This window comes from Microbacterium sp. PMB16, from assembly GCF_051294855.1.
GTDB lineage: Bacteria > Actinomycetota > Actinomycetes > Actinomycetales > Microbacteriaceae > Microbacterium.
In genome coordinates this window covers 580,152-600,477 of record NZ_CP145908.1, presented here as the reverse complement: position 1 = coordinate 600,477, position 20,326 = coordinate 580,152, and the positions used below count along the sequence as shown (strand labels likewise).

The following is a 20,326-nucleotide window of genomic DNA, read 5'->3' as shown; positions in this document are numbered from 1 at the left end:
TTCGAGACGCTCAGGGACCCCGGTTCCGCGAGAGGATGAACGCATGACATCGATCCGTCCTGGGCTCTGCTCGGTGACCTTCCGTGCGCTCGCACCCGAGCAGATCGTCGCGCTCGCCGCCGATGCCGGGCTCGAGTCGATCGAGTGGGGCGGCGACGTGCACGTGCCGCCGGGGGACACCGCCCGGGCCGCGCAGGTCGCGACTGCCACGACGGATGCCGGACTCGCGGTCGCGTCGTACGGCTCGTATTTCCGGGCACAGGTCGACGAGTCGCTCACGCCGATCCTCGACAGCGCCGAGGCGCTCGGGGCCGACCGCATCCGGATCTGGGCCGGGTCCGTCGGCTCCGCCGAGGCCGCCCCGTCGGACTGGGCGGCCGTCGTGGATCGGCTGCGGGCGGCCGCAGTCGAAGCGGCGGCGCGGGGGATCGGTCTCGCGCTCGAGTTCCACTCCGGCACGCTGGCCGACACCGCACCGACCACGCTGCGACTGCTGGGCGAGGTCGGGCATCCGGCTCTGTCGACGTACTGGCAGCCGACGGTCGCCGCTGCCGACGACGTCGCGGTCGACGAGTATCGTGCGATCGCCGACCACACGAGTGCGGTGCACGTGTTCTCCTGGTGGCCGGCGAAGGAGCGGCTGCCGCTCGTCGCGCGCTCCGACCTGTGGCGACGCTTCTTCCCTGTCGCTGCCGCCGCTGATCGGCCCCCGCGCGACGCGCTGCTGGAGTTCGTCCCCGGCGACGACCCTGCGCTTCTCGCCGCCGAGGCTGCGGCGCTGCGCGATTTCCTGAACCTCTGACATGGGAGCGTTCCCGTGGCAGAGGCGCTTCGCGTCGCGATGGCAAGCGTTTGCCAGAAACCCTGGCGCTGACCCCATCCAGGGTGGTAAGAACGTTTACGAACGGTCCTGATCGGGACCTTCCACCGCTGGATCATCCCTCGAGGAGACGAAGATGTCGCTCGCCCGCACCTCCACGCACACCCCCGCCCGCAGCCGGATCATCGCGGCGCTCGTGGCCGCCGTCGTGGTGATCCCCGCCCTCGCGTCCTTCGAAGCCTCGTCGCTGCCGGCATCCGCAGCCGAACCGGGGATCACGGCCGGTCTCGATCTCAGCGCCGGCAACCGTCGCGCCCCCGTCTCCGGTCTCTACGACTGGAGCAAGGCGGGGTACCGCGGGGGTCAGAATCTCCCTAACACCGCCGCCCTCACGCCTCGAGCCGCCTGCGACATCACCGCCGCCGAGATGACGAGCGCGCACGGCGTGATCGCCGGAGACGGCGTCGACGACACCGCGGGCATCCAGGCCGCGATCGACGCGATCCGCACCCAGTGCTCGGCCTCGGCCGGGTTCGCCGACCTCAGCCGCATCACGCTCCCCGCCGGCCGACTCGACGTGTCGCGCGAACTCCACCTCGACGCCGACTACCTGGTGATCCGGGGCGCGGGGGCCTCCGCCGGCAGCGGTACGACCCTCGTCTACCGTCCGGACGTGAACACGCGCTACGACACCGTGACCCCCGACGGGTCGGAGTGGGACAAGGACGGGATGGAATTCGGGCAGGGCAGCGGTGGCTGGCTGTGGCCGGGCCGCGGGCTGTTCCGCGTGCAGTCGCGCGGTGTGCACACCGCCTACGCCAGCGACTACGCCGCCGCGCCGGCGAACCGCAAGGACCTCTTCGAGGGCACCGTCAACGTGCAGTGGAAGGTCGGCATCGCGCTGCGCGCCAAGACCGGCGATGCCGGGTACGCGGCCAGAGCCGGCGACACCGTCGTGCACCTGGCGACGAACGGCGCGATGACGAACCTCGGCGTGGGAGCGCTCGTGAACATCCGGGCCGCCAACTCGATCAAGTTCTACGAGACGCAGAAGGCGACTCCCACCACGCATCCGCTGCAGAACCTGCACATGCGGCAGCAGATCTTCCGGATCGTCGCCAGCAACGCCACCACCCGCACGATCACCCTCGACAAGCCGCTCGAGTACGACGTGCCGGTGAACTCGACCTCGGACGGGTCCGCGAGCATCGGCGGCACGGTGTACGCGTCGAAGGCGTCTCCGATCGTCGACCCGGTGGTCGGTGTCGGCATCGAGTCGCTCGCCTTCACGCAGGAGGTCGCCGGGGTCACGCCTGCCGCCGCGGCCCACAACTACGGCAACCTCGCACCCGATCAGGCCATGCACGGCATCGTGTTCAAGTGGGCCGTGGACTCGTGGGTACGCGGCATCCGCGCGGAGATGACCGGGTCGCACCCGATCGTCACCGAAGAGGCCAAGAACCTGCAGATCGTCGACAATCAGCTCGACGGATCGTGGAACAAGGGCAAGGGCGGCAACGGCTACTTCCGCGGCTCGCGGGTCTGGGACTCGGTCTACGCCGGCAACACCTCGCGAAATCTCCGCCATTTCACGTTCCAATGGTCCGCCTCCGGCAACGTCGTGATCGGCAACGACTTCGACTCCGATCTGAACCTGCACGGCGGGTGGGAGCGCAACAACCTGTTCGAGCTCAACAAGGTCACCGTCCCCTATGCCCACCGCTCCGGCAACTGCACGTCGAACTGCGGCGAGGAGGGCGGCGGCGGCCCGGACAACTCGAACTGGTACCCCATCTGGTGGGGCGCCGGACAGAAGGCGGTGAAGTGGTCGGGATCCTCTGGGCCCCGCAACGTCTTCTTCAACAACGACATGAGCAAGCAGCTCGGCAGCGACTCGGCGGCGTACACGCCGTACCTGGCCGACCGGCACCGCATCCTGCAGTTCGGGTGGAGCGGCACCGCCTGGCGCCACCTCGATGTCGGCGGAACCGCCATCGCGGACTGGGCATCTCGCGAGACGCTCGACTACGGCGACGGCCATGGCGTGCACGACGACCTGACGGATGCAGCGGACTCGCTGTTCCTCGTCGACGCCGGCGACGCGGGTCCCGGCGGGCCGGGTGGCCCCGGCAACCCGGGCAACCCCACTGCCGTACTGATCTCGCAGGGGCGACCGGCGACGGCGTCGTCGGTGGAGGGGTCCGCGTTCGCGGCCGCTGCTGCCGTCGATGCGTCGAGCACGACCAGGTGGGCGAGCGCCGAGGGCGTCGATCCGCAGTGGATCACCGTAGATCTCGGAGCGGGGGCCACGGTGTCGCGGGTCGTCCTGAACTGGGAAGCGGCGTACGCGTCGAAGTACAAGGTGCAGATCTCGGCCGACGGCACCACGTGGACCACGCTGAAGGACGAGACGGCCGGCAACGGCGGCACGGATGACCTGACCGGGCTGTCGGGCGCCGGACGGTACCTGCGGGTGCACGGCACCGCGCGGGGCACCGCCTACGGCTACTCGCTCTGGGATCTCCAGGTGTACGGCACGGCGGGAACCCCGGGCCCCGTCGACCCGGGGCCCGGCACCGGCGCCGTCGTCGATGTCGACACCGCCGCTGAGCTCTCCGCCGCACTGACCGCCGCCGAGCCCGGCCAGACCATCAAGCTCGCCGCCGGCACCTACCGCGGCAGCTTCGTCGCGACCGACTCCGGTACCGCGGCGAAGCCGATCACCCTCACCGGGCCGCGCAACGCGATCATCATCAACAACGGGTCGTCGGGGACCCTCTCCGGGTGCCCGCAGCCGACCGCGGGGTGGAACTCCGGATACGGGCTCTGGCTGTTCGGTGCGTCGTACTGGAACGTGAAGGGCGTCACCGTCGCCGAGTCGAAGAAGGGCATCGTGCTCGACGCCGCCACTCACGTGACCATCGACGACGTGCTCGTGCGGGACATGCAGGAGGAGGGTGTGCACTTCCGTCGTTCCTCGGCTGACGGCACCATCCGCGACTCCGAGATCATCCGTGTCGGACTGGTCAAGCCCGGGTACGGCGAGGGCGTGTACCTCGGCTCCGCCAACTCGAACTTCGACTGCTTCGCGGATTCCAGCGGATTCGACCGGTCCGACCGCGTGCAGGTGCTCGACAACACCTTCGGCCCCGGCATCGCCGCCGAGCACATCGACGTCAAGGAGGGCACGCAGTCCGGCGTCATCCGCGGCAACCAGTTCAACGGCACGGGGATCTCCGGTGAGAACTCGGCCGATTCCTGGATCGACGTGAAGGGCAACGGCTACCTCATCGAGGGCAACTCCGGCACCTTCTCCTCGCCGGGCACCTTCGCCAACGGCTACGAGACGCACAACCCGCTGACCGGCTTCGGCTGCGGAAACATCTGGCGCTCCAACACCTCCGACCTCGGTGGGGTCGGCAAGTACGCCGTGTTCATCTCGTCCACGTCGAAGTGCTCGAGCAATCCCAACAAGGTCTACGCGTCGAACACCGTCGCGAACGCTGTCACGGGGCTCACGAACGTCACGGTCACGCCGTGACTCGGAGCCCCGGGCAAACCACCCATGAATCAATGACGATCGGAGAATGAATGTTCCAGAAGAAGAAGCGGGTCGTCGCGGCGATCGCCGTGGCGACGCTGTCCGCGGCGGGAGTCGCGGTCGCCGACGCGGCCGTCGCCGACACCACGACCGTGACCTCGATCTCGCAGCTGCAGAGCGCGGTCAACAGCTCCGACCCCGGTGACGTGATCGTGCTGAAGAACGGCAGCTACAGCGTCTCCTCCGCGGTGAGCCTCGGATCCAGCGCCTCCGGATCCTCTTCCGCACCGGTGATCATCAAGGCCGAGACCGTCGGAGGAGTGACGCTCACCGGCTCATCGAGCTTCTCGTTCTCGAGCGTGCACGATGTCAGCATCCAGGGCTTCACGTTCACCCAGTCGACCACGATCGACGTGGGCTCGAGCAGTAAGGCGGTCGACTTCATCCGCAACGAGTTCGCGTTCTCCGACGCGGCCGAGCACAACCTGATCATCCGCTCGGACGACTCGGAGATCGGATACAACTGGTTCCACGGCAAGGACTCCCTCGGCGTCTACCTCGGGATCGAAGGACCGGGCACCGACACCATCGCCAAGAACTCCCACATCCACCACAACTACTTCTCCGACCACAACTTCACCGGCGACAACGGCGGTGAGTCGATCCGGCTCGGCACCAGCCCGAAGGCGCTCTCCAGCGGTGGCGCGATCGTGGAGTACAACCTGTTCGAGAACGCCAACGGAGACCCCGAGGCGATCTCGGTGAAGTCGAGCGGCCACACCATCCGGTACAACACGATCCGCGACAGCGTCGGCGGCATCGTGCTGCGCCACGGCAACAACAACAAGGTGCTGTCGAACTACATCATGAACGGCGACAACGGCATCCGCATCTACGGCAACGACCACGTCGTCATGAACAACTACGTGAGCGGCATCAGCAACCCGGACGGGGCGATCGTCGTCGGATCCGGCACCGTGCGCGATCACTTCGTGGGCGAGAGCAGCGATTCGCGGAAGAAGTACGATGCCCCCGACCGCATCCGCATCGGCCTCAACACTGTCGCGAACAACGTCAACGGCCTCGCCGGCGAAACGCACCGCACGGTCAAGCCGCTGAACGTGACGATCGTCGACAACATCTTCCAGGGCGCCACCGGCAAGCTCGCCGACGTGCCGCTCATGCAGGACTTCTACTGGCGCGGCAACATCCTGTGGGGCGCGGCCGCGAACGGGAACATCCCGACGGTGGGCTACACGCGGGTGAACCCGCAGCTGGCGCAGGACTCGGCCGGCGTGTGGAAGATCGGCTCGTCGAGCCCCGCGGTGAACGCGGCGTTCATGACCGACCACGGCACCTGGGTCACGGATGATATCGCCGGCCGGACTCGCGCCGGTACCTACGACGTCGGTGCGCACGAGTCGACCACGAACCCGGCTTCTCGGGCACCGCTGACGACGGCCGACGTGGGGCCGAGCGCGCCGTAGGCCAGGATTCGCGGCGCGGAACGCGGAACGCCGGGGAAGAGAGATCTTCCCCGGCGTTCTTCACGTCTCCTGAAGTCTCTCCGGCAGCGTCTCCGGCAGCGTCAGGAGCGCGGGATGCGGAACGTGTCGTAGGGGATGCGCCGCACCAGGTCGTCGGCGATGTCGGCGGCATCCGCCTCGGTGAGACGGTGGGTCGCGACGAGCGAAGCCAGGTAGGAGGCATCCGCGCGACGGGCCATGTCGTGCCGGGCGGGGATCGAGCAGAACGCCCTGGTGTCGTCGATGAATCCTGAGGTCTTCGCGAAGCCCGCGCTGTCGGTGATGGCGCGGCGGTAGCGCTCCATGGCATCCGGGGTGTCCAGGAACCACCAGGGAGCGCCGACGTACACGCTCGGATAGAAGCCGGCGAGAGGCGCGAGCTCGCGGGAGAAGGCCGTCTCGTCGACCGTGAACAGCACGAGTCGCAGCGCCGTGTCGGTGCCGAAGTCGTTCAGCGCCCGCCGCAGCGGCTCGGTGAACGTGGTCGGCAGCGGAAGGTCGTGGCCGGTGTCGGCGCCGTGGCGCTCGAGCGTGGGGGAGTGGTGGTTGCGGTGCACGCCGGGGTGCAGCTGCATCACCATGCCGTCTTCGGCCGACATCTCGACGAGGCGGTAGAGGATGTCGCGGCGGTAGGCCGTGCCCTCGGCGATCGTGGCGTCGCCGCGGAGGCCTGCCGCGTGAATGCGCTCGGCCTCGCCGCGCTCGAGCGGCAGCGCCCAGGCATCGGCCACCCCGGTGTCGGTGGAGGTGCCACCGGCCGCGCGGAAGTACGCGCGGCGTGCGCGCAGCGCGGCGAGCAGGCCGGCGTGGGTGTCGCAGGCGATGTCGGATGCCGCGGCAAGGCGGTCGAGGGCCTCGATCCAGCCGGGGGCGGACGGGTCCATGCTGCGATCGGCGCGGAACGTGGGCAGCACGCGGCCGTGGAAGGTGGGGTCGTCGGCGAGCACCCGGTGGGCGGCGAGGTCATCGGCGGGATCGTCGGTCGTGGCGAGCACGTCGACGCCGAAGCGCTCGAACAGGGCGCGCGGCCGGTAGGCGTCGTCGGTCAGCAGCTCGGCGACCTCGTCGTACACACGGTCGGCCGTGTCGGGGGTGAGTCGGGTGGTGATGCCGAACACCTCGCCGAGCTGATACTCCAGCCAGTACTGCACGGGCGTGGCGCGGAACAGGTGCCAGTGCGCGGCGAGCACACGCCAGGCGTCGCGCGGATCGATCGCGGGTGCCCCGGCCGGTGCCTGGACCTGGCCGAGCGGCACGCCGGCGCCGTGCAGCACCCGGGTCACGTAGTGGTCGCCCGTGATGAGCAGATCGGTCGGGGAGGCGAACGGCGCGTTCTCGGCGAGCATCGAGGCGGAGACGTGCCCGTGCGGCGAGCAGATCGGTGCGTCGCGCACGCGGAGATAGAGGTCGCGGGCAATGTCGCGGGTGGTCGGATCGCTCGGAAAGAGGCGGTCCGGATGCATCATCGTGGTCGGCATGCTTTCCTTCTGCGGTCGTGCGAGACGACGGGATCACCCCTCGCCTCCCTGCACGCTACCTGTCCTCACAACGAATGGCAACCGTTTGCCATAGAATGGTCGGAGAGCCGACGACGGAGTCGGTTCGGGTGTCGGCTCGGGTGTCGGCGAGAACGCGAGGAGAATGCATGTCGCAGGGGTATCCGGCCGGTGAAGGACACACGATCGCCCACCTGGGCGTCGGAGCCTTCCACCGGGCGCACCAGGCCTGGTACACGCACGCGGCGTCCGATGACGCCGATCCGTGGAGCATCGTCGCGTTCACCGGGCGCTCGCCGGAGCAGGCGCGCATTCTGCAGCAGCGGCGCGGCCGTTACACGCTGATCACGCGCGGCATCGACGGTGACGAGTTCAGCCAGATCGCCAGCATCCGCTCCGCCCACGACGGCGCCGAGCGCGCGGTGTGGGACGCGGTCGTCGCCGATCCCCGCACGCGCATCATCACGCTCACCATCACCGAGGCCGGCTACCGGGTCGCCGATCCGGCAGCACCGGCAGCCACGGCGCCCGCGCGACTCGCGCTCGGTCTCGCCGCGCGCCGCGCCGCGGACGCACCTCCTCTCACGGTCATCAGCTGCGACAACCTCAGCGGCAACGGCGAGGTCGCACGCTCCGTCGTGTTGGCAGCGGCGGCCGCGATCGACCCGGCTCTCCCCGGATGGATCGACGACAACGTCGCGTTCCTCTCCTCGATGGTCGACCGCATCACGCCGCAGACGACCGCGGAGGACATCGACGCGGTCGAGAGGGCGATCGGCATCCGCGACGCCGGCACCGTCGTCGCCGAACCCTTCTCGGAATGGGTCATCGAAGACGGATTCGCCGGACCCCGCCCGGCCTGGGAGCGGGCGGGGGCACGGATGACCGGCGACCTCGCGCCGTTCGAGGAGCGCAAGCTCCGCATCCTCAACGGGGCGCACTCCCTCCTCGCCTATCAGGGATTGCTGCGCGGCTTTGACGACGTCGCCGCGGCGTTCGGCGACCCCGCGCTGCGCGCCCGCGTCGAGCAGTACTGGGCGGTCGCGGCGGCGAGCTGCCGCCTGCCGGCCGCCGAGATCGACGAGGCGATCGAGGCCACCCGGGGGCGGTTCGCGAATCCGCGGATCCGGCACCGACTGGCCCAGATCGCGCTCGACGGTGCGCACAAGCTGCCGCACCGCATCGTGCCGGTGCTCGAACACGCGGTGCGCGCGGATGCGGATGCGGGAGCCCCGGCATCCGTCATCGCCGCCTGGTGTCTTCAGGGCGGGCACTCGGAACAGGAAGCCGCCGCATTGCTCGGCGACGTCACCGACTCATCCACGGGAGCTGCAATGCTCGCCGTGATCGGGCGCGAACTCCGTAGGCTGGAGGATGATCCCGCCGGCGCTTCTCGGAGCGTCGGGGCAGTGAGGAGCTGACATGACCGAAGACGCGACCGTCGACGCAGGAACGCCCGCCGCTCCATCGTCGGATGCCGGTTCGGGGCGCCCCACGGAGAACGTGACGATCTACGACGTCGCGAGGCTCGCGGGAGTGAACCCGTCCACCGTCTCGCGGGCGCTGAATCGCCCCGGGCGCGTGAACGCGGTGACGGAGCGCCGGATCAGGGCGGCAGCCGAGTCGCTCAACTATCACGTCAATCCGATGGCGCGGGCGCTGCCCACCGGCCGCACGTCGATCATCGGGCTGATCGTCTCCGACATCACGAACCCGGTGTTCTTCGACGTGATCCGTGGCGCCGAGGCCGCAGCGGCCAGGGCCGGCTACACGCTGGTGCTCACCGAGTCCGAGGAGTCGGATCAGCGCGAATACGAGGGCGCGGAGCGGATGCTGCGCATGGTCGACGGTCTGCTGCTGGCGACGCCCCGCATGTCCGACGATCAGATCCGTGCGCTGGCCAGGCAGAAGTCGGTCGCCGTGGTGAACCGACTGGTCGACGACGTGCTCTCGGTCGTGCCCGACGTGCAGCACGGCATCGCCGAGGCGGTCAGGCACCTGCGGAGCCTCGGTCACACCAAGGTCGCCTACGTGCCGGGCCCGCCGCTGTCGTGGATGGCACGCCACCGAGGCGAGCTGCTCGCGCAGCGCTGCGAATGGGCGCACATCGAACTCGTGCAGCTCGAGTCGGCCGCGCCGACCGTCGCCGGGGGACGCAGCGCCGCGATGGCGGTCAAGAACAGCGGGGCCACCGCCGTCATCGCCTACAACGACCTGATCGCGATCGGCCTCATGCAGGAGCTCGTCGAGACCGGCATCCGCATCCCCGCCGATATCAGCGTCGTCGGCTTCGACGACATCTTCGGGGCCGACTTCACCTCGCCGCCGCTCACCACCGTCAAGTCGCCGCTGCGTGAAGAGGGCGATCACGCCATGGCTGCCCTCCTCAGCCGGGTGACCGACAGCATCCTGCCATCGATCGGATTCGACCTGGCGACCACTCTCGTGGTGCGCGGGTCGACGGGCGTCGCCGCGAGCTGACCGGACCCGCACACGAAGAAGCGGCCGATCCGCACCCGGGAATGTCCACGACACGGGTACCGACCGACCGCTCCTCCGGCCGCTGGGCGGCAGGTCCGGGTCAGGGCGCGAGTGGCCCGACATCCTCCGGAGTCAGGGGAGCGCGCTTGGCGTGCCCCGGGCGCAGCTCGTGCGGGCCGACGTCGGCCGTGCCGATGCGCTTGCGGCCGTCGATGTCGTCGCGCACCCACGCGCTGTGATTCTGCGTCGCCGCGTCGACCGCGGGGCTCGAGGGACCGATGCGCAGCACGTCGGCGGCATCCCTGGTGAGCTTCGGGTCCACACGGGTGAAGCCGGTGGCCGGGGCGTCGCCGTCTGCGGCAGCGCCCCAGAGGATGTTGCCGGCCCAGGTGAAGCCCTGCGAGAGCGGCACCGAGGCGAGCACTCCGGTGTCGCCCTGCACGATGTTGTCGACGATCACGCAGTCTCGGGGCTCCAGCGGACGGTGCGTCTCGCCCGCGATGCCCCCGGTGTTGCCCACGAACGTGTTCAGGGCGACGCGGATGCGGTCGGCCGCATCGTTCTTCGTGCGCGAGGTCGACGGCTCGCCCTCGTAGTGATCGCGCACCGTGCCCGCACCGAGCACGAGCGCCGTGTCGGCGGTCTCGGCGATGTAGTTGTTCACGATGACGTGGTCGTTGCCGTAGAGGCGGATGCCGCGCAGCCCGCGGATGATGTGGTTCGACTCGACCCTGGTGCGGTTGCCGTGGCGCAGCACGATGCCGCCGCCCGAGTCGCGGATCGTGTTGAACCGGATGGTGTTGTCGCTCGACTTGACCGAGATCGCCTCGGGGTCGCCGTTGGTGCGCTCGAACAGGTTGTACTCCACGACGGCGTGGGCACTGCTCAGCGCCCGAGGGCTCACGCCCAGGCGGATCGGCTCGCCGCCGTTGTCGCCGGCGAAGCTGTGGTCGGAGAAGTAGTTGTGGTGGATGTGCACGTTCTCGGCCATCTCCGTGGAGCCGGCGCCCTCGACGCCGAGGAAGATGCCGAGAGTCGACTTGCCGTGGAAGTGGTTGTACTCGATCACCGTGTCATCCGCACGCACCATCACACAGTGCAGCCCCTCGACGTCGGCGAGCACGAACTCGTTGCGGCTCAGCGTGACCGACTGGCAGGTCGCAGCGATCTCGAGGGTCGTGGACTGCGTGAACACGAACCCGCTCAACACCAGGTCGTGCGTCTGGTCGAACACGAAGCTCGCGGCACCCGTGAAGGTCACGCCACCGATCGTGGCGGCGGTGATGGTGAGCGGCTTGTTGCCGCGTCCGCCCGCACCGGAGAGGTTGATCGGTGCGCCGTCGGGCACCGCGTAGGTGCCGTCGGCGACGATGATCGTGCCGCCCTTGGTCATGCTCGCGATCGCGGCCCGCAGCTGGTCGAGGCTTGCGACGTGCCGGTACGGACCGCGGCCGGGGAGCAGAGGAGCGATGGTGCCGGCGGATGCCGCGAGCGGACGGTCGAGCACGGCGGCGCCCGCCTGCTGGGGGATCGCGATCGCGGCAGCGCCGGCGACCGCGGACAGGATGAAGGTACGGCGTTTCATGGTTCCTCCTCGTTGAGGGTTCGTCGTGTGATTCGGGTCGGTTCGGGTCAGGTCGGGTGGGGTCGGGCGGAAATCTCAGAGCGTGTCGAGGAAGATCTCGATCACCGGCACCGGGCTGTCCGGTCGCTGCACGGGCAGCTGGAGCGTGAGGGTGCCCTCGGGGAGGCCGCCCATCAGCGTGTTCTGCGCCTGGCGGGCGGGGTCGATGTGCAGGGGGAGCACCTCCGACGCATCCGACATCAGCTGGGCATAGCGCACCTTGCCGGCGAGGCCGGGCAGGTGCAGGTGCCTGAACGGCCACGAGAACAGGTGCACGTACAGGCGGTCGCCGCGCTGGGTGTACCGGGTGTCGCTCGGCGCCGACCAGGCCGCGGGACCTGCGCCGTGGATCGACCGGGCATGGTCGTCCATCCAGGCGGCGATCTCCGCGAAGGTGCGCTGCGCCGTGGCGTCGATGCGGCCGCGGCCGTCGGGGCCGACGTTCAGCAGCAGGTTGCCGTCCTTCGAGACGCCGTCGATGAGCAGCTTGATCAGCGCCTCGGAGCTCTTCGTGTCGAGATTGTCGCGGTCGTAGCCCCAGCTGCCGTTCAAGGTCTGGCAGGCCTCCCACGCGACCGGGACGCCGTCGCGCTCCATCGGCTTCAGCGGCTGGTACTGCTCGGGGGTGACGATGTCGCCGGGGATGCCGAGCCGATCGTTCACGATGATGCCCGGCTGCAGGGTGCGCACCAGCGCGAGCAGGTTCTCGGCATCCCAGTCCGCCGCGCCCTTCCCGCCCCAGTAGTCGGGGCGGTGCGTGTAGGAGAAGTCGAAGAAGAGGTAGTCGATCTGCCCGTACCCGGTGAGCAGCTCGCGCACCTGGCCGTGCAGGTAGCGCTGGTAGTCGCGGATGTCCCGGTCGGCCGTGTTGGCCTTGAACTGCTCGTCATCGCGCTGCGGGTGCGTACCGTCGACGGGGAAGCCCTCGTGGTGCCAGTCGATCAGCGAGTAGTAGAGCCCGACGCGGAGCCCCTCGGCGCGACAGGCCTCGACGAACTCGGCGACCGCGTCGCGGCCGAACGGCGTGTTGACGCTCGTGTAGTCGGTGAGCTTTGAGTCCCACAGGCAGAACCCGTCGTGATGCTTGGCCGTGAGCACGACGTAGCCGGCGCCCGCCGCCTTCGCGGTGCGCGCCCACGCGCGGGGGTCGTAGCGATCGGGGTCGAAGTGCTCGCGGTACGGCTCGTACCGTGCATCGGTCAGCAGCTCGCGGCTCTTCACCCATTCGTGCCGGGCCGCGAGCGAGTACAGCCCCCAGTGCACGAACATGCCGAAGCGTGCTTCGGTGAACCATTCGAGGTCGGCGGATGCCGTCATGACGCGTCTCCTTGTGGGACAGGGCGTGGGGCCGGGTGGTGAGCTGTCGCGGGCTGCGCGTCGACGAGCGCGTCGTGCAGGTCTGCGAGCTCACCGGGAGTGAGGCCGTGTGCGAGCAGGTAGTCCGCGGCCGAGCCCCACTGCGCATCGAGGACGGTCAGGGTCTCGCGCATGACCTCGGCGGGGGCCTCGGTGGCCAGCATCCAGGCGTGCTGCGATTCGGGGTACTTCTTCGCGAGCCGCTCGGAGGTCGCCTTGCGGTGATCCGCGGGGATCAGCTCGGCGGTGCGCGTGTAGTCGGCGACGACGGCATCCCGATCCGCTCCCACAGCTGCGAGAGCGAGGGCGATGGCGACGCCGGTGCGGTCCTTGCCGGCGGTGCAGTGCACGAGCGTGGGCTCGCCGGCCGCGATGATGCGTACGGCCTCCACCAGCTGCGTGGACGATTCGGCCAGGAGGTGCGTGTAGATCTCGCCGAGGCTGTAGTCCTCGAGGAAGAACGAGCGCGCCGATCCCAGATACAGGGGGAGTCGGGTCACGGCGACACCGTCGAGGTCGGTCACGTCCTCGACGGTCTCCTCGTCGGAGCGCAGGTCGACGATGCGGCGGATGCGAGCCTGTACGGCATCCGCCCCTCGAGCGCTGAGCGCGGCGAGGTGCCCGGAGCGGAACAGTCGTCCGCTCCGGATCACCCCCTCGATGGTGCGGATGCCGCCGACATCCCGAAATCCCGGAACGCCGTCGACCCCGATCGCGCTGTCCACCGTCTCGTGCTCCATCGCCCGTTCAGCCCTTGAGCGCGCCGGACGTGAGCCCGCGGGCGAACGAGCGCTGGAACAGGAGGAACACGATCACCGACGGCGCGAGGGCCAGCAGCGATGCCGCCATGACCACACCCGGTGTGACCTCGGGCTCGATGCGCAGCGTGCGCAGCGCCAGCGGAAGGGTGTAGGTGTCGCTCGACGTGGAGACGAGCAGCGGCAGCAGGTACTGATCCCAGATCATCGTGAACCCGAAGACCCCGACGACCCCGAGCGCCGGCTTGCAGAGCGGCACGATGATCTGCGCGAACACGCGCAGCTCGCTGGCGCCGTCGATGCGCGCGGCCTCCTCGAGTTCGAGCGGCACGTCCTTCATGAACTCGGTCATCACGAGGATCGAGAACGCCCAGGCGCCGATGGGCACGATCATTCCGGCGAGCGAGCCCATCAGGTTGATGTGCAGCAGGGGCAGGTCCGCCAGCAGGATCGACAGCGGCAGGGCGAGGATCTCGTCCGGCAGCATCATCGTGGCGAGGATCGCGACCAGCGCCAGCGCCGAGAAGCGGAACTTCTTCCTGGCCAGCGCGTACCCGGCGAGCACAGACACGACCACCTGCAGCAGGAGCCCGAAGCCGACCACGAAGAACGAGTTCATCAGGTAGCCGAGCACCCCGAAGTCGAACGCGATCGCGAAGTTCTCGAGCGTCGGCCGGTTCGGGATGACGCTGAGCTCGGTCGGATCGGAGACCTCGCTGAAGGCGCCGGCGAGCAGAGCCAGCAGGGGGCCGGCGAAGAGCGCGACGACGACCGCGTACAGCAGCACCTTCACGCCGATCGCGACGACGGTACGGCTCTCGGTGAGTCCGAGGGCGGTGTCGGTTCCGACGCTCATGCGTTCTTCCTTCTCCGCAGCATCAGCTGCACGACGACGGTGAGCACGAGTGTCGCGAGGAACAGGAGCACTGCTCCCGCCGAGCCGACACCGAGCTTCTGCTGCTCCAGGCCGAGTTTGTAGAGGAGGGTCATCACGACCTCGGTGGCGCCGTTCGGGCCGCCGTTGGTCATCAGGTACACCTCGGTGAACACCCGGAAGCCGCGGATGGCGGCGAGGATGAACAGGATCGAGAACACCGGGCGGAGACCGGGGAGGGTCACGTGGATGATGCGCTGCCACCGGTTGGCTCCGTCGACGGTGGCCGCCTCGTACAGTCCGCGGTCGATGCCCGCGAGACCGGCGAGGATGATCATCATGTCGTAGGGGCCGCCGCGCCAGATGCCCATCACCATGATCGACCACATGGCCGAGTCGGGGCTGTTGATGTACTCGCTGGGCGCGAGGCCGAGAACACCGATGATCGAGTTCAGGAACCCGTCGGGGGACGGGTGGTACATGATCCGCCACAGCTCAGCGACCACGGCCATCGGGACGACCACGGGGAGGAAGGCTGCGGAGCGGATGAAGGAGAGCTTGCGGGTCTGCCCCTCGAGCAGGAGCGCGAGTGCGAATCCGAGGACGAGGCAGCCCAGGGTCTGGCCGAACGCCAGGATGAGCGTGTTGACCGTGGCGTCGCGGAAGGCCGGCGACGAGAGGATCGTCTCGTAGTTCGCGAGGCCCACGAATTCGTTGCCCAGGTAGGGGCGCACGTTCTCCACCGACATGCCGACGGCCTGGACCATCGGGATGTAGCGGAAGACGAGGAAGAGCAGGAGGGCGGGAGCGAGGAAGGCCCACGGGACCCACCACTGCCCCTGCACTCGATGGCGGCCGCGCCGCCGGGCGGGCGACGGGGACGCGCTGGTCCCCGCCGCCCGCTTCGGAGCGTCTGCCGCGGAGACGGCGTCTGCTGTGTGGATTGTCACTGCTTGAGGATTCCCTGCGTCAGGAGCTCGGCCGTCAGCTTGCCGTCGAGCGCGGTGAGTTCTTCTTCGACGTCGAGCGAGCAGTCGGCGAGCAGCGCGTTGATGGTGTCGGCGCTCATCTGACGGACCGGAGTCCAGCTGGGGATGGTCGGCGCGTAGTGGCCGCTCTCCTTGTAGGCGTCGGCGAAGGTCTGCCAGCGAGGGTCGTCGCGAACGTCAGCGACGTCGACCTTCTCGTTCACGGGGAGCTGGATGGCGAAGGCATCCGTGCCCTCCATGCCGAACTTCTGCGCCTCGGGGCTCACGTACCAGTCGGCGAAGGCGGTCTGGCCCTTCACGTTCTCGGACCCGGCCATCAGGTAGACCGTGCCGCCCTCGGCGAGCACGGAGGAGTCCTTCGGACCCTGGGGTGCGGGGACGACCGTGTACTTGTCGGCGCCCAGCACCTTGTCGAAGCGGGGCATCATGTAGGGCCCGGTCACGTACATGCCGGCGACTCCGGACTCGAAGGCCTCGTTGGTGGGAGGGGTGTCCATGCTCGGGGCGCCCGGCTGGACGACGCCGGCCTTGCACTGCAGGTCGCGGAACCACGTGGTCGCTTCGATCGCCTCGTCCGAGGTCATCGCCGGCAGCCACTCGTCGCCGGAGCCGGTGATGAAGTCGCCGCCCGCTGCCCAGAGGAAGTTCGAGAAGTACCAGGAGGCGTAGCCGCGCTTGGTCGATCCCGGGACCGCCAGGCCGTACGTGTCGGCCTGGCCGTTGCCGTCGGGGTCGTTCTCGGTGAACGCCGTGGCGACCTCGAGCATCTCGTCCCAGTTCGTCGGAGCCTCGAGGCCCAGCTTCTCCAGCCAGTCGCTGCGGATCACGAGGGCGTTGGCCTGTGCCGAGTAGGGGATGCCGTAGGTCTTGCCGTCGACGGCCTTGCCGGCTTCGAGTGCCTGTGCGGTCAGATCCTTCGAGTTCTCGATCTCGTCGAGGTCGATCTCGCGGAGGATGCCCTGCGACTGCATCGTGCCGAGCTGGCTGACGTCGTTGAGCACGATGTCGGGCAGGTCCTTCTGGCCGGCGCGCTGGGCGAGCTTGATCTCGAAGTCGTCGAAGATCGCGGTGACCTCCGCCTTGAAGCCGCTGGCCTCGGCGAACGCCTCGACCTGTCGGATCGTGGCCGCCTCGCTCGGGCTGCCGGGGGTCGTGCGGGTCCAGACCTCGAGGACGGCCTCTTCGTCCTGTTCGACCGTGGAGCCGCCAGCGGGGGTGCTGCTGCTGGAGCAGCCTGCGAGAGCGAGCGTCACGACGCCCAGAACCGCTGCTGCCTTCATCTTCGTGTGCATGTGTTCTCCAGAGTTTGGCAAACGCTTGCCACCTTGCAAGACGTCGCTGGTGAATCTAACCTAAGGACGCGAGCACTGTCAATCATTGATCGGATGTTTCGCTTTCAAGGACGAGTGAGCGGGAGAACGACATGGTCGATGGGGATGTGCGCCTGACAGCGCGATTGGTGATGGAGGAGCGTCGGCGCGACGACGTGTTCCCCGCCGAGGTGCTGGCCGATATCGACCGTATCGCGGAGCGCGTTCTGCCGCCCCTCACCGCCGCAGAACTGGCGGCGGATCCGCACGCCCTGCGCGACGTCGACGTGCTCCTCACGGGGTGGGGTCCGCCCCTTCTCGACCAGGATCTGCTCGACCGCGCGCCCCGGCTCCGTGCGGTCCTCCACGCCGCAGGGTCGGTGAAGCCGCTGGTCACCCAGGCGGTGTGGGATCGCGGTATCGCGATCGTGTCGGCGGCTGCGGCGAACGCCGATCCGGTGGCCGAGATGACGGCCGCGCAGATCGTGCTGGCCGCACGCGGAGTGCCGGCGTCGAGGCGCCGTTACCGGGTGGAGCGCTCGCGCTCGGCGGCCGCCGCGGCTGCGGGTACCCGAGGAGCCGTGATCGGACTCGTCGCGCTGGGCGAGATCGGCCGCCGGGTGGCGGAGCGCCTGCGCGGCACGGGCGTGCAGCTGCTGGCCGCCGATCCGTTCGCGTCGCCTGAATCCGCGGCTGACCTGGGTGTCGAGCTCGTGTCGATCGAGGAGCTGTTCGAGCGGTCGCGGGTGGTGAGCCTGCACGCCCCGCTGCTGCCGGCGACGCGGGAGATGGTCGGGGCGGATCTTCTCGAGCGGATGCCGCAGGGGGCGACGCTGATCAACACCGCACGCGGCGGTCTGGTGGATGAGAAGGCGCTGGCGCGCGTGTTCGCCGCGCGCCCCGACCTCACGGCGCTCCTCGACGTCACGGAGGAGGAGCCGCCGTCAGCGGACTCTCCGCTGTGGCAGCTCGAGAACGTGGAGTTGACGCCTCATGTCGCCGGTTCCATGGGGGCCGATCGCGCGGCGATGGGCCGCTTGGTGGCCGACGAGCTGGGTCGGCTGGCGGGCGGTGCGCCGCTGCGGCATCGGGTGGAGCAGGAGGCCCTGGCGCGGATGGCGTAGACGGCAACCGATTGCCACGGTGTAATCCGGGTTGTGAACCGGGTTGTGATCCGGGTTGTGAACCGGGTTGTGAACCGGGTTGTGATCCGGGTTGTGATCCGGTTGTGGTCCGCGCGGCGCGCAGCCGCATCTCTCGGAGATCGCGACGCGATCGCGGCGCGATCCCGGTGCGGTCCCGGCGCTATGCTCGGGGGCATGGACACGCCGGAAAGCCCTTCCCTCGTGCGTCGGGCCCGGCCGCAGCGAACGACTGCCGCGACCCTGCACGACGTCGCCCGCGAAGCAGGCGTCTCGCTCGCCACCGCGTCCCGCGTGCTGAACGGTTCGGAGCGGAAAGTCGCCGAGTCCTTCCGCGAGCGCGTCGAGGCGGCGGCGGCCGAGCTCGGCTACACGGCCAACGTCTCCGCGCAGGCGACAGCGCGCGGCACGTCGCCCGTGATCGCGTTGCTGGTCGCCGACATCGCCGACCCCTATTTCGGCCTGATCGCCTCGGGAGTCGCCCGTGGCGCGGATGAGCACGGCCTGGTCGTCACGATCGCGATCACCGAGCGCGACGCGGCGCGAGAAGCGCGGATCGTCCGTGCCCTGCGGGGCCAGCGCCCTCGGGGTCTGATCCTCGCGGCATCCCGCACCGAGGAGCCGATGGAGTCCGACACCGCGCGCGAACTCGCGGAGTACACGCGTCTGGGTGGCCGCACCGTCTCGTTCGGTCCGGACGGCGGTGGCGGCAGGCAGGTCGAGATCGACAACCGCGGCGGTGCCGAAGCGCTCGGCCGGCGCATGGCGGAGCACGGATACCGCGTCGCCCTCGCGATCGGCGCGGCAGAGGGAGTGCGCACGTCGGATGAACGCCTCGCGGGCTTCCGTGCGGGGTTCGAAGCCGCAGGTGGCCGGATCGACCGTGTGCTGCGCGGAGACTTCCGCCGTGAGTCGGGCACGTCGGCGATGACGGCTGCACTCGCCGACGGTGTGGAGAAGGGAACCCTCGTGTTCGGAATCAGCGACGTGGTCGCGATCGGAGCGATGTCGGCGATCCGCGACGCCGGTCGGGAGATCGGATCTGACATCGCCGTGTGCGGCTTCGACGATGTGCCCTCCAGCAGCGATGTGACGCCGGCGCTCACGAGCGTGCGCGTGCCGCTGAGCGAGGTCGGCTACCAGGCGTTCCGCGCGACGGTCGATGAGGACTGGGAGCAGCCGCCGCTTCCGCTCGATGTCGTCGTGCGGGCGAGCACCCCGGAGGTCGCGGCATGACCCGCGTGGTCCTCGCGCCGGACAGCTTCAAGGGCACGATCACGGCCGCCGACGCGGCCAGAGCGCTCGAGACCGGATGGGCCGCCGTCGAACCGGGCACCGAGTTCGTGCACCGTCCGATGGCCGACGGCGGAGAGGGCACCGTCGCGGCGTTCGAGGCAGCGGTCCCCGGTGCGCGGCGCGTGCCCGTGATCGTCGACGGCCCCGCGGGCGCGACGATCGACACCTCCTGGTTGCTGCTGCCGGCGACGGCCGATGCTCCGGCGGGGACGGCGGTCATCGACCTGGCCTCGACCTCGGGCATCGAGCTGCTCGACGAGCTCCGCCCGTGGGATGCCGACACCACCGGCTTCGGTCAGGCGATCGCCGCCGCGCTCGACCACGGGGTCTCGCGGATCGTCGTCGGGATCGGCTCGAGCGGGTCGACCGATGGCGGAACCGGGATGCTGACGGCACTGGGTGCGCGCTTCCTCGACGCCGCGGGTGGACCCGTCGCGCGCGGGGCCCGAGGGCTCGTGGACCTCGCATCCGTCGACCTCACCGGGCTGCGCGCCGCCCCGGACGTCCGCGTGCTGACCGACGTCACGAACCCTCTGGTCGGTCCGCGTGGAGCCTCCGCCGTCTTCGGCCCGCAGAAGGGGTTGAACTCGGTCGACGCCATCACCCGAGCCGATGACGGACTCGGCCGGCTCGCCGCACTGCTGGGACTCGACGCCGACCTGCCCGGCACAGGAGCGGCGGGCGGCACCGGCGGCGCGCTCGTGGTGTGGGGCGGTGTGCTCGCCCCCGGAGCGGCCGAGGTGGCCGAGCTCATCGGGCTGGCCGATGCGATCGCGGACGCCGACGTGGTGATCACCGGCGAGGGCTCGTACGACGGACAATCCGGCGACGGGAAGGTCCCGTCGTTCATCGCGGGTCTCGCGGCCGACGCCGGAGCGCGCGCGATGCTGGCTGCCGGACGCATCACCGCCGACTCCAACGCGAGCCTGTTCACGGCATCCGCCTCGCTCACCGAACTCGCCGGATCGTCGGAGTCCGCGCTCGCCGAGCCCGCGCGCTGGCTGCGCGAGGCCGGCGCGGCGCTCGCCCGCCAGCTCTAGCTACCCGCGCTGGATCAGAAACGCATCTTCACGGCCGGGCGCGGATGCTTTTCTGATCCAGCCTGTGCGGTTG

Annotated in this window: 15 protein-coding genes; 8 read left to right on the top strand and 7 right to left on the bottom strand. The window is 69.5% G+C overall.

The genetic code is table 11. The annotated features are described in order from the left end of the window. Positions 1-43: 43 nt before the first annotated feature. From V5D55_RS02980 to V5D55_RS02970, 3 genes are all read left to right on the top strand, one after another. Positions 44-802 (top strand): sugar phosphate isomerase/epimerase family protein, encoded by a 759-nt coding sequence (locus tag V5D55_RS02980; protein ID WP_435747514.1) that lies wholly within the window; start codon positions 44-46, stop codon positions 800-802. 154 nt (positions 803-956) lie between these two features. Further along, the gene (locus V5D55_RS02975; RefSeq protein ID WP_435747512.1) at positions 957-4,361 is read left to right on the top strand and encodes a discoidin domain-containing protein; all 3,405 of its coding nucleotides are present in this window, start codon (positions 957-959) and stop codon (positions 4,359-4,361) included. Between the two features lie 50 nt (positions 4,362-4,411). Then, positions 4,412-5,848 carry a polysaccharide lyase 6 family protein gene (locus V5D55_RS02970; protein ID WP_435747510.1) on the top strand — a complete coding sequence of 479 codons (1,437 nt, stop codon included), beginning with the start codon at positions 4,412-4,414 and terminating at the stop codon, positions 5,846-5,848. Positions 5,849-5,949: 101 nt separating this feature from the next. On the opposite strand, the gene uxaC is transcribed toward V5D55_RS02970, so the two are convergent. Continuing rightward, positions 5,950-7,365: a glucuronate isomerase gene (gene uxaC, locus V5D55_RS02965; RefSeq protein WP_435747508.1), complete on the bottom strand. Its 1,416-nt coding sequence runs from the start codon at positions 7,363-7,365 to the stop codon at positions 5,950-5,952. A 167-nt stretch (positions 7,366-7,532) separates the two neighbouring features. Between uxaC and V5D55_RS02960 the strand changes: the two genes are divergently transcribed. Together V5D55_RS02960 and V5D55_RS02955 are read left to right on the top strand one after the other, a co-directional pair. Then, a complete protein-coding gene (locus V5D55_RS02960) occupies positions 7,533-8,804 on the top strand; it encodes a mannitol dehydrogenase family protein (RefSeq protein WP_435747506.1) in 1,272 nt (423 codons plus the stop codon). A gap of 1 nt (position 8,805) precedes the next feature. Next, a complete protein-coding gene (locus V5D55_RS02955) occupies positions 8,806-9,864 on the top strand; it encodes a LacI family DNA-binding transcriptional regulator (protein ID WP_435747504.1) in 1,059 nt (352 codons plus the stop codon). 100 nt (positions 9,865-9,964) lie between these two features. On the opposite strand, the gene V5D55_RS02950 is transcribed toward V5D55_RS02955, so the two are convergent. The 6 genes from V5D55_RS02950 to V5D55_RS02925 form a co-directional block, all read right to left on the bottom strand. Then, positions 9,965-11,449: a polysaccharide lyase 6 family protein gene (locus tag V5D55_RS02950; RefSeq protein WP_435747502.1), complete on the bottom strand. Its 1,485-nt coding sequence runs from the start codon at positions 11,447-11,449 to the stop codon at positions 9,965-9,967. A gap of 75 nt (positions 11,450-11,524) precedes the next feature. Beyond that, positions 11,525-12,805: an alpha-L-fucosidase gene (locus V5D55_RS02945; protein ID WP_435747500.1), complete on the bottom strand. Its 1,281-nt coding sequence runs from the start codon at positions 12,803-12,805 to the stop codon at positions 11,525-11,527. Continuing rightward, complete coding sequence (locus V5D55_RS02940) at positions 12,802-13,584, bottom strand: tyrosine-protein phosphatase (protein ID WP_435747498.1); 783 nt, start codon at positions 13,582-13,584, stop codon at positions 12,802-12,804. Before V5D55_RS02940 ends, V5D55_RS02945 begins: the two co-directional genes overlap by 4 nt. Before the next feature lie 7 nt (positions 13,585-13,591). Continuing rightward, positions 13,592-14,458 (bottom strand): carbohydrate ABC transporter permease, encoded by an 867-nt coding sequence (locus V5D55_RS02935; RefSeq protein ID WP_435747496.1) that lies wholly within the window; start codon positions 14,456-14,458, stop codon positions 13,592-13,594. Beyond that, positions 14,455-15,426, bottom strand: coding sequence for a carbohydrate ABC transporter permease (locus V5D55_RS02930; RefSeq protein ID WP_435747494.1), 972 nt, complete (start codon positions 15,424-15,426; stop codon positions 14,455-14,457). Before V5D55_RS02930 ends, V5D55_RS02935 begins: the two co-directional genes overlap by 4 nt. Next, a complete protein-coding gene (locus V5D55_RS02925; protein WP_435747492.1) occupies positions 15,423-16,757 on the bottom strand; it encodes an ABC transporter substrate-binding protein in 1,335 nt (444 codons plus the stop codon). Before V5D55_RS02925 ends, V5D55_RS02930 begins: the two co-directional genes overlap by 4 nt. Before the next feature lie 131 nt (positions 16,758-16,888). Between V5D55_RS02925 and V5D55_RS02920 the strand changes: the two genes are divergently transcribed. From V5D55_RS02920 to V5D55_RS02910, 3 genes are all read left to right on the top strand, one after another. Then, complete coding sequence (locus V5D55_RS02920; RefSeq protein WP_435747490.1) at positions 16,889-17,899, top strand: hydroxyacid dehydrogenase; 1,011 nt, start codon at positions 16,889-16,891, stop codon at positions 17,897-17,899. A gap of 195 nt (positions 17,900-18,094) precedes the next feature. Further along, positions 18,095-19,153 (top strand): LacI family DNA-binding transcriptional regulator, encoded by a 1,059-nt coding sequence (locus V5D55_RS02915; protein WP_435747488.1) that lies wholly within the window; start codon positions 18,095-18,097, stop codon positions 19,151-19,153. Beyond that, entirely contained in the window at positions 19,150-20,253 is a 1,104-nt protein-coding gene (locus V5D55_RS02910; protein WP_435747486.1) for a glycerate kinase, read from the top strand. Before V5D55_RS02915 ends, V5D55_RS02910 begins: the two co-directional genes overlap by 4 nt. Positions 20,254-20,326 lie beyond the last annotated feature (73 nt).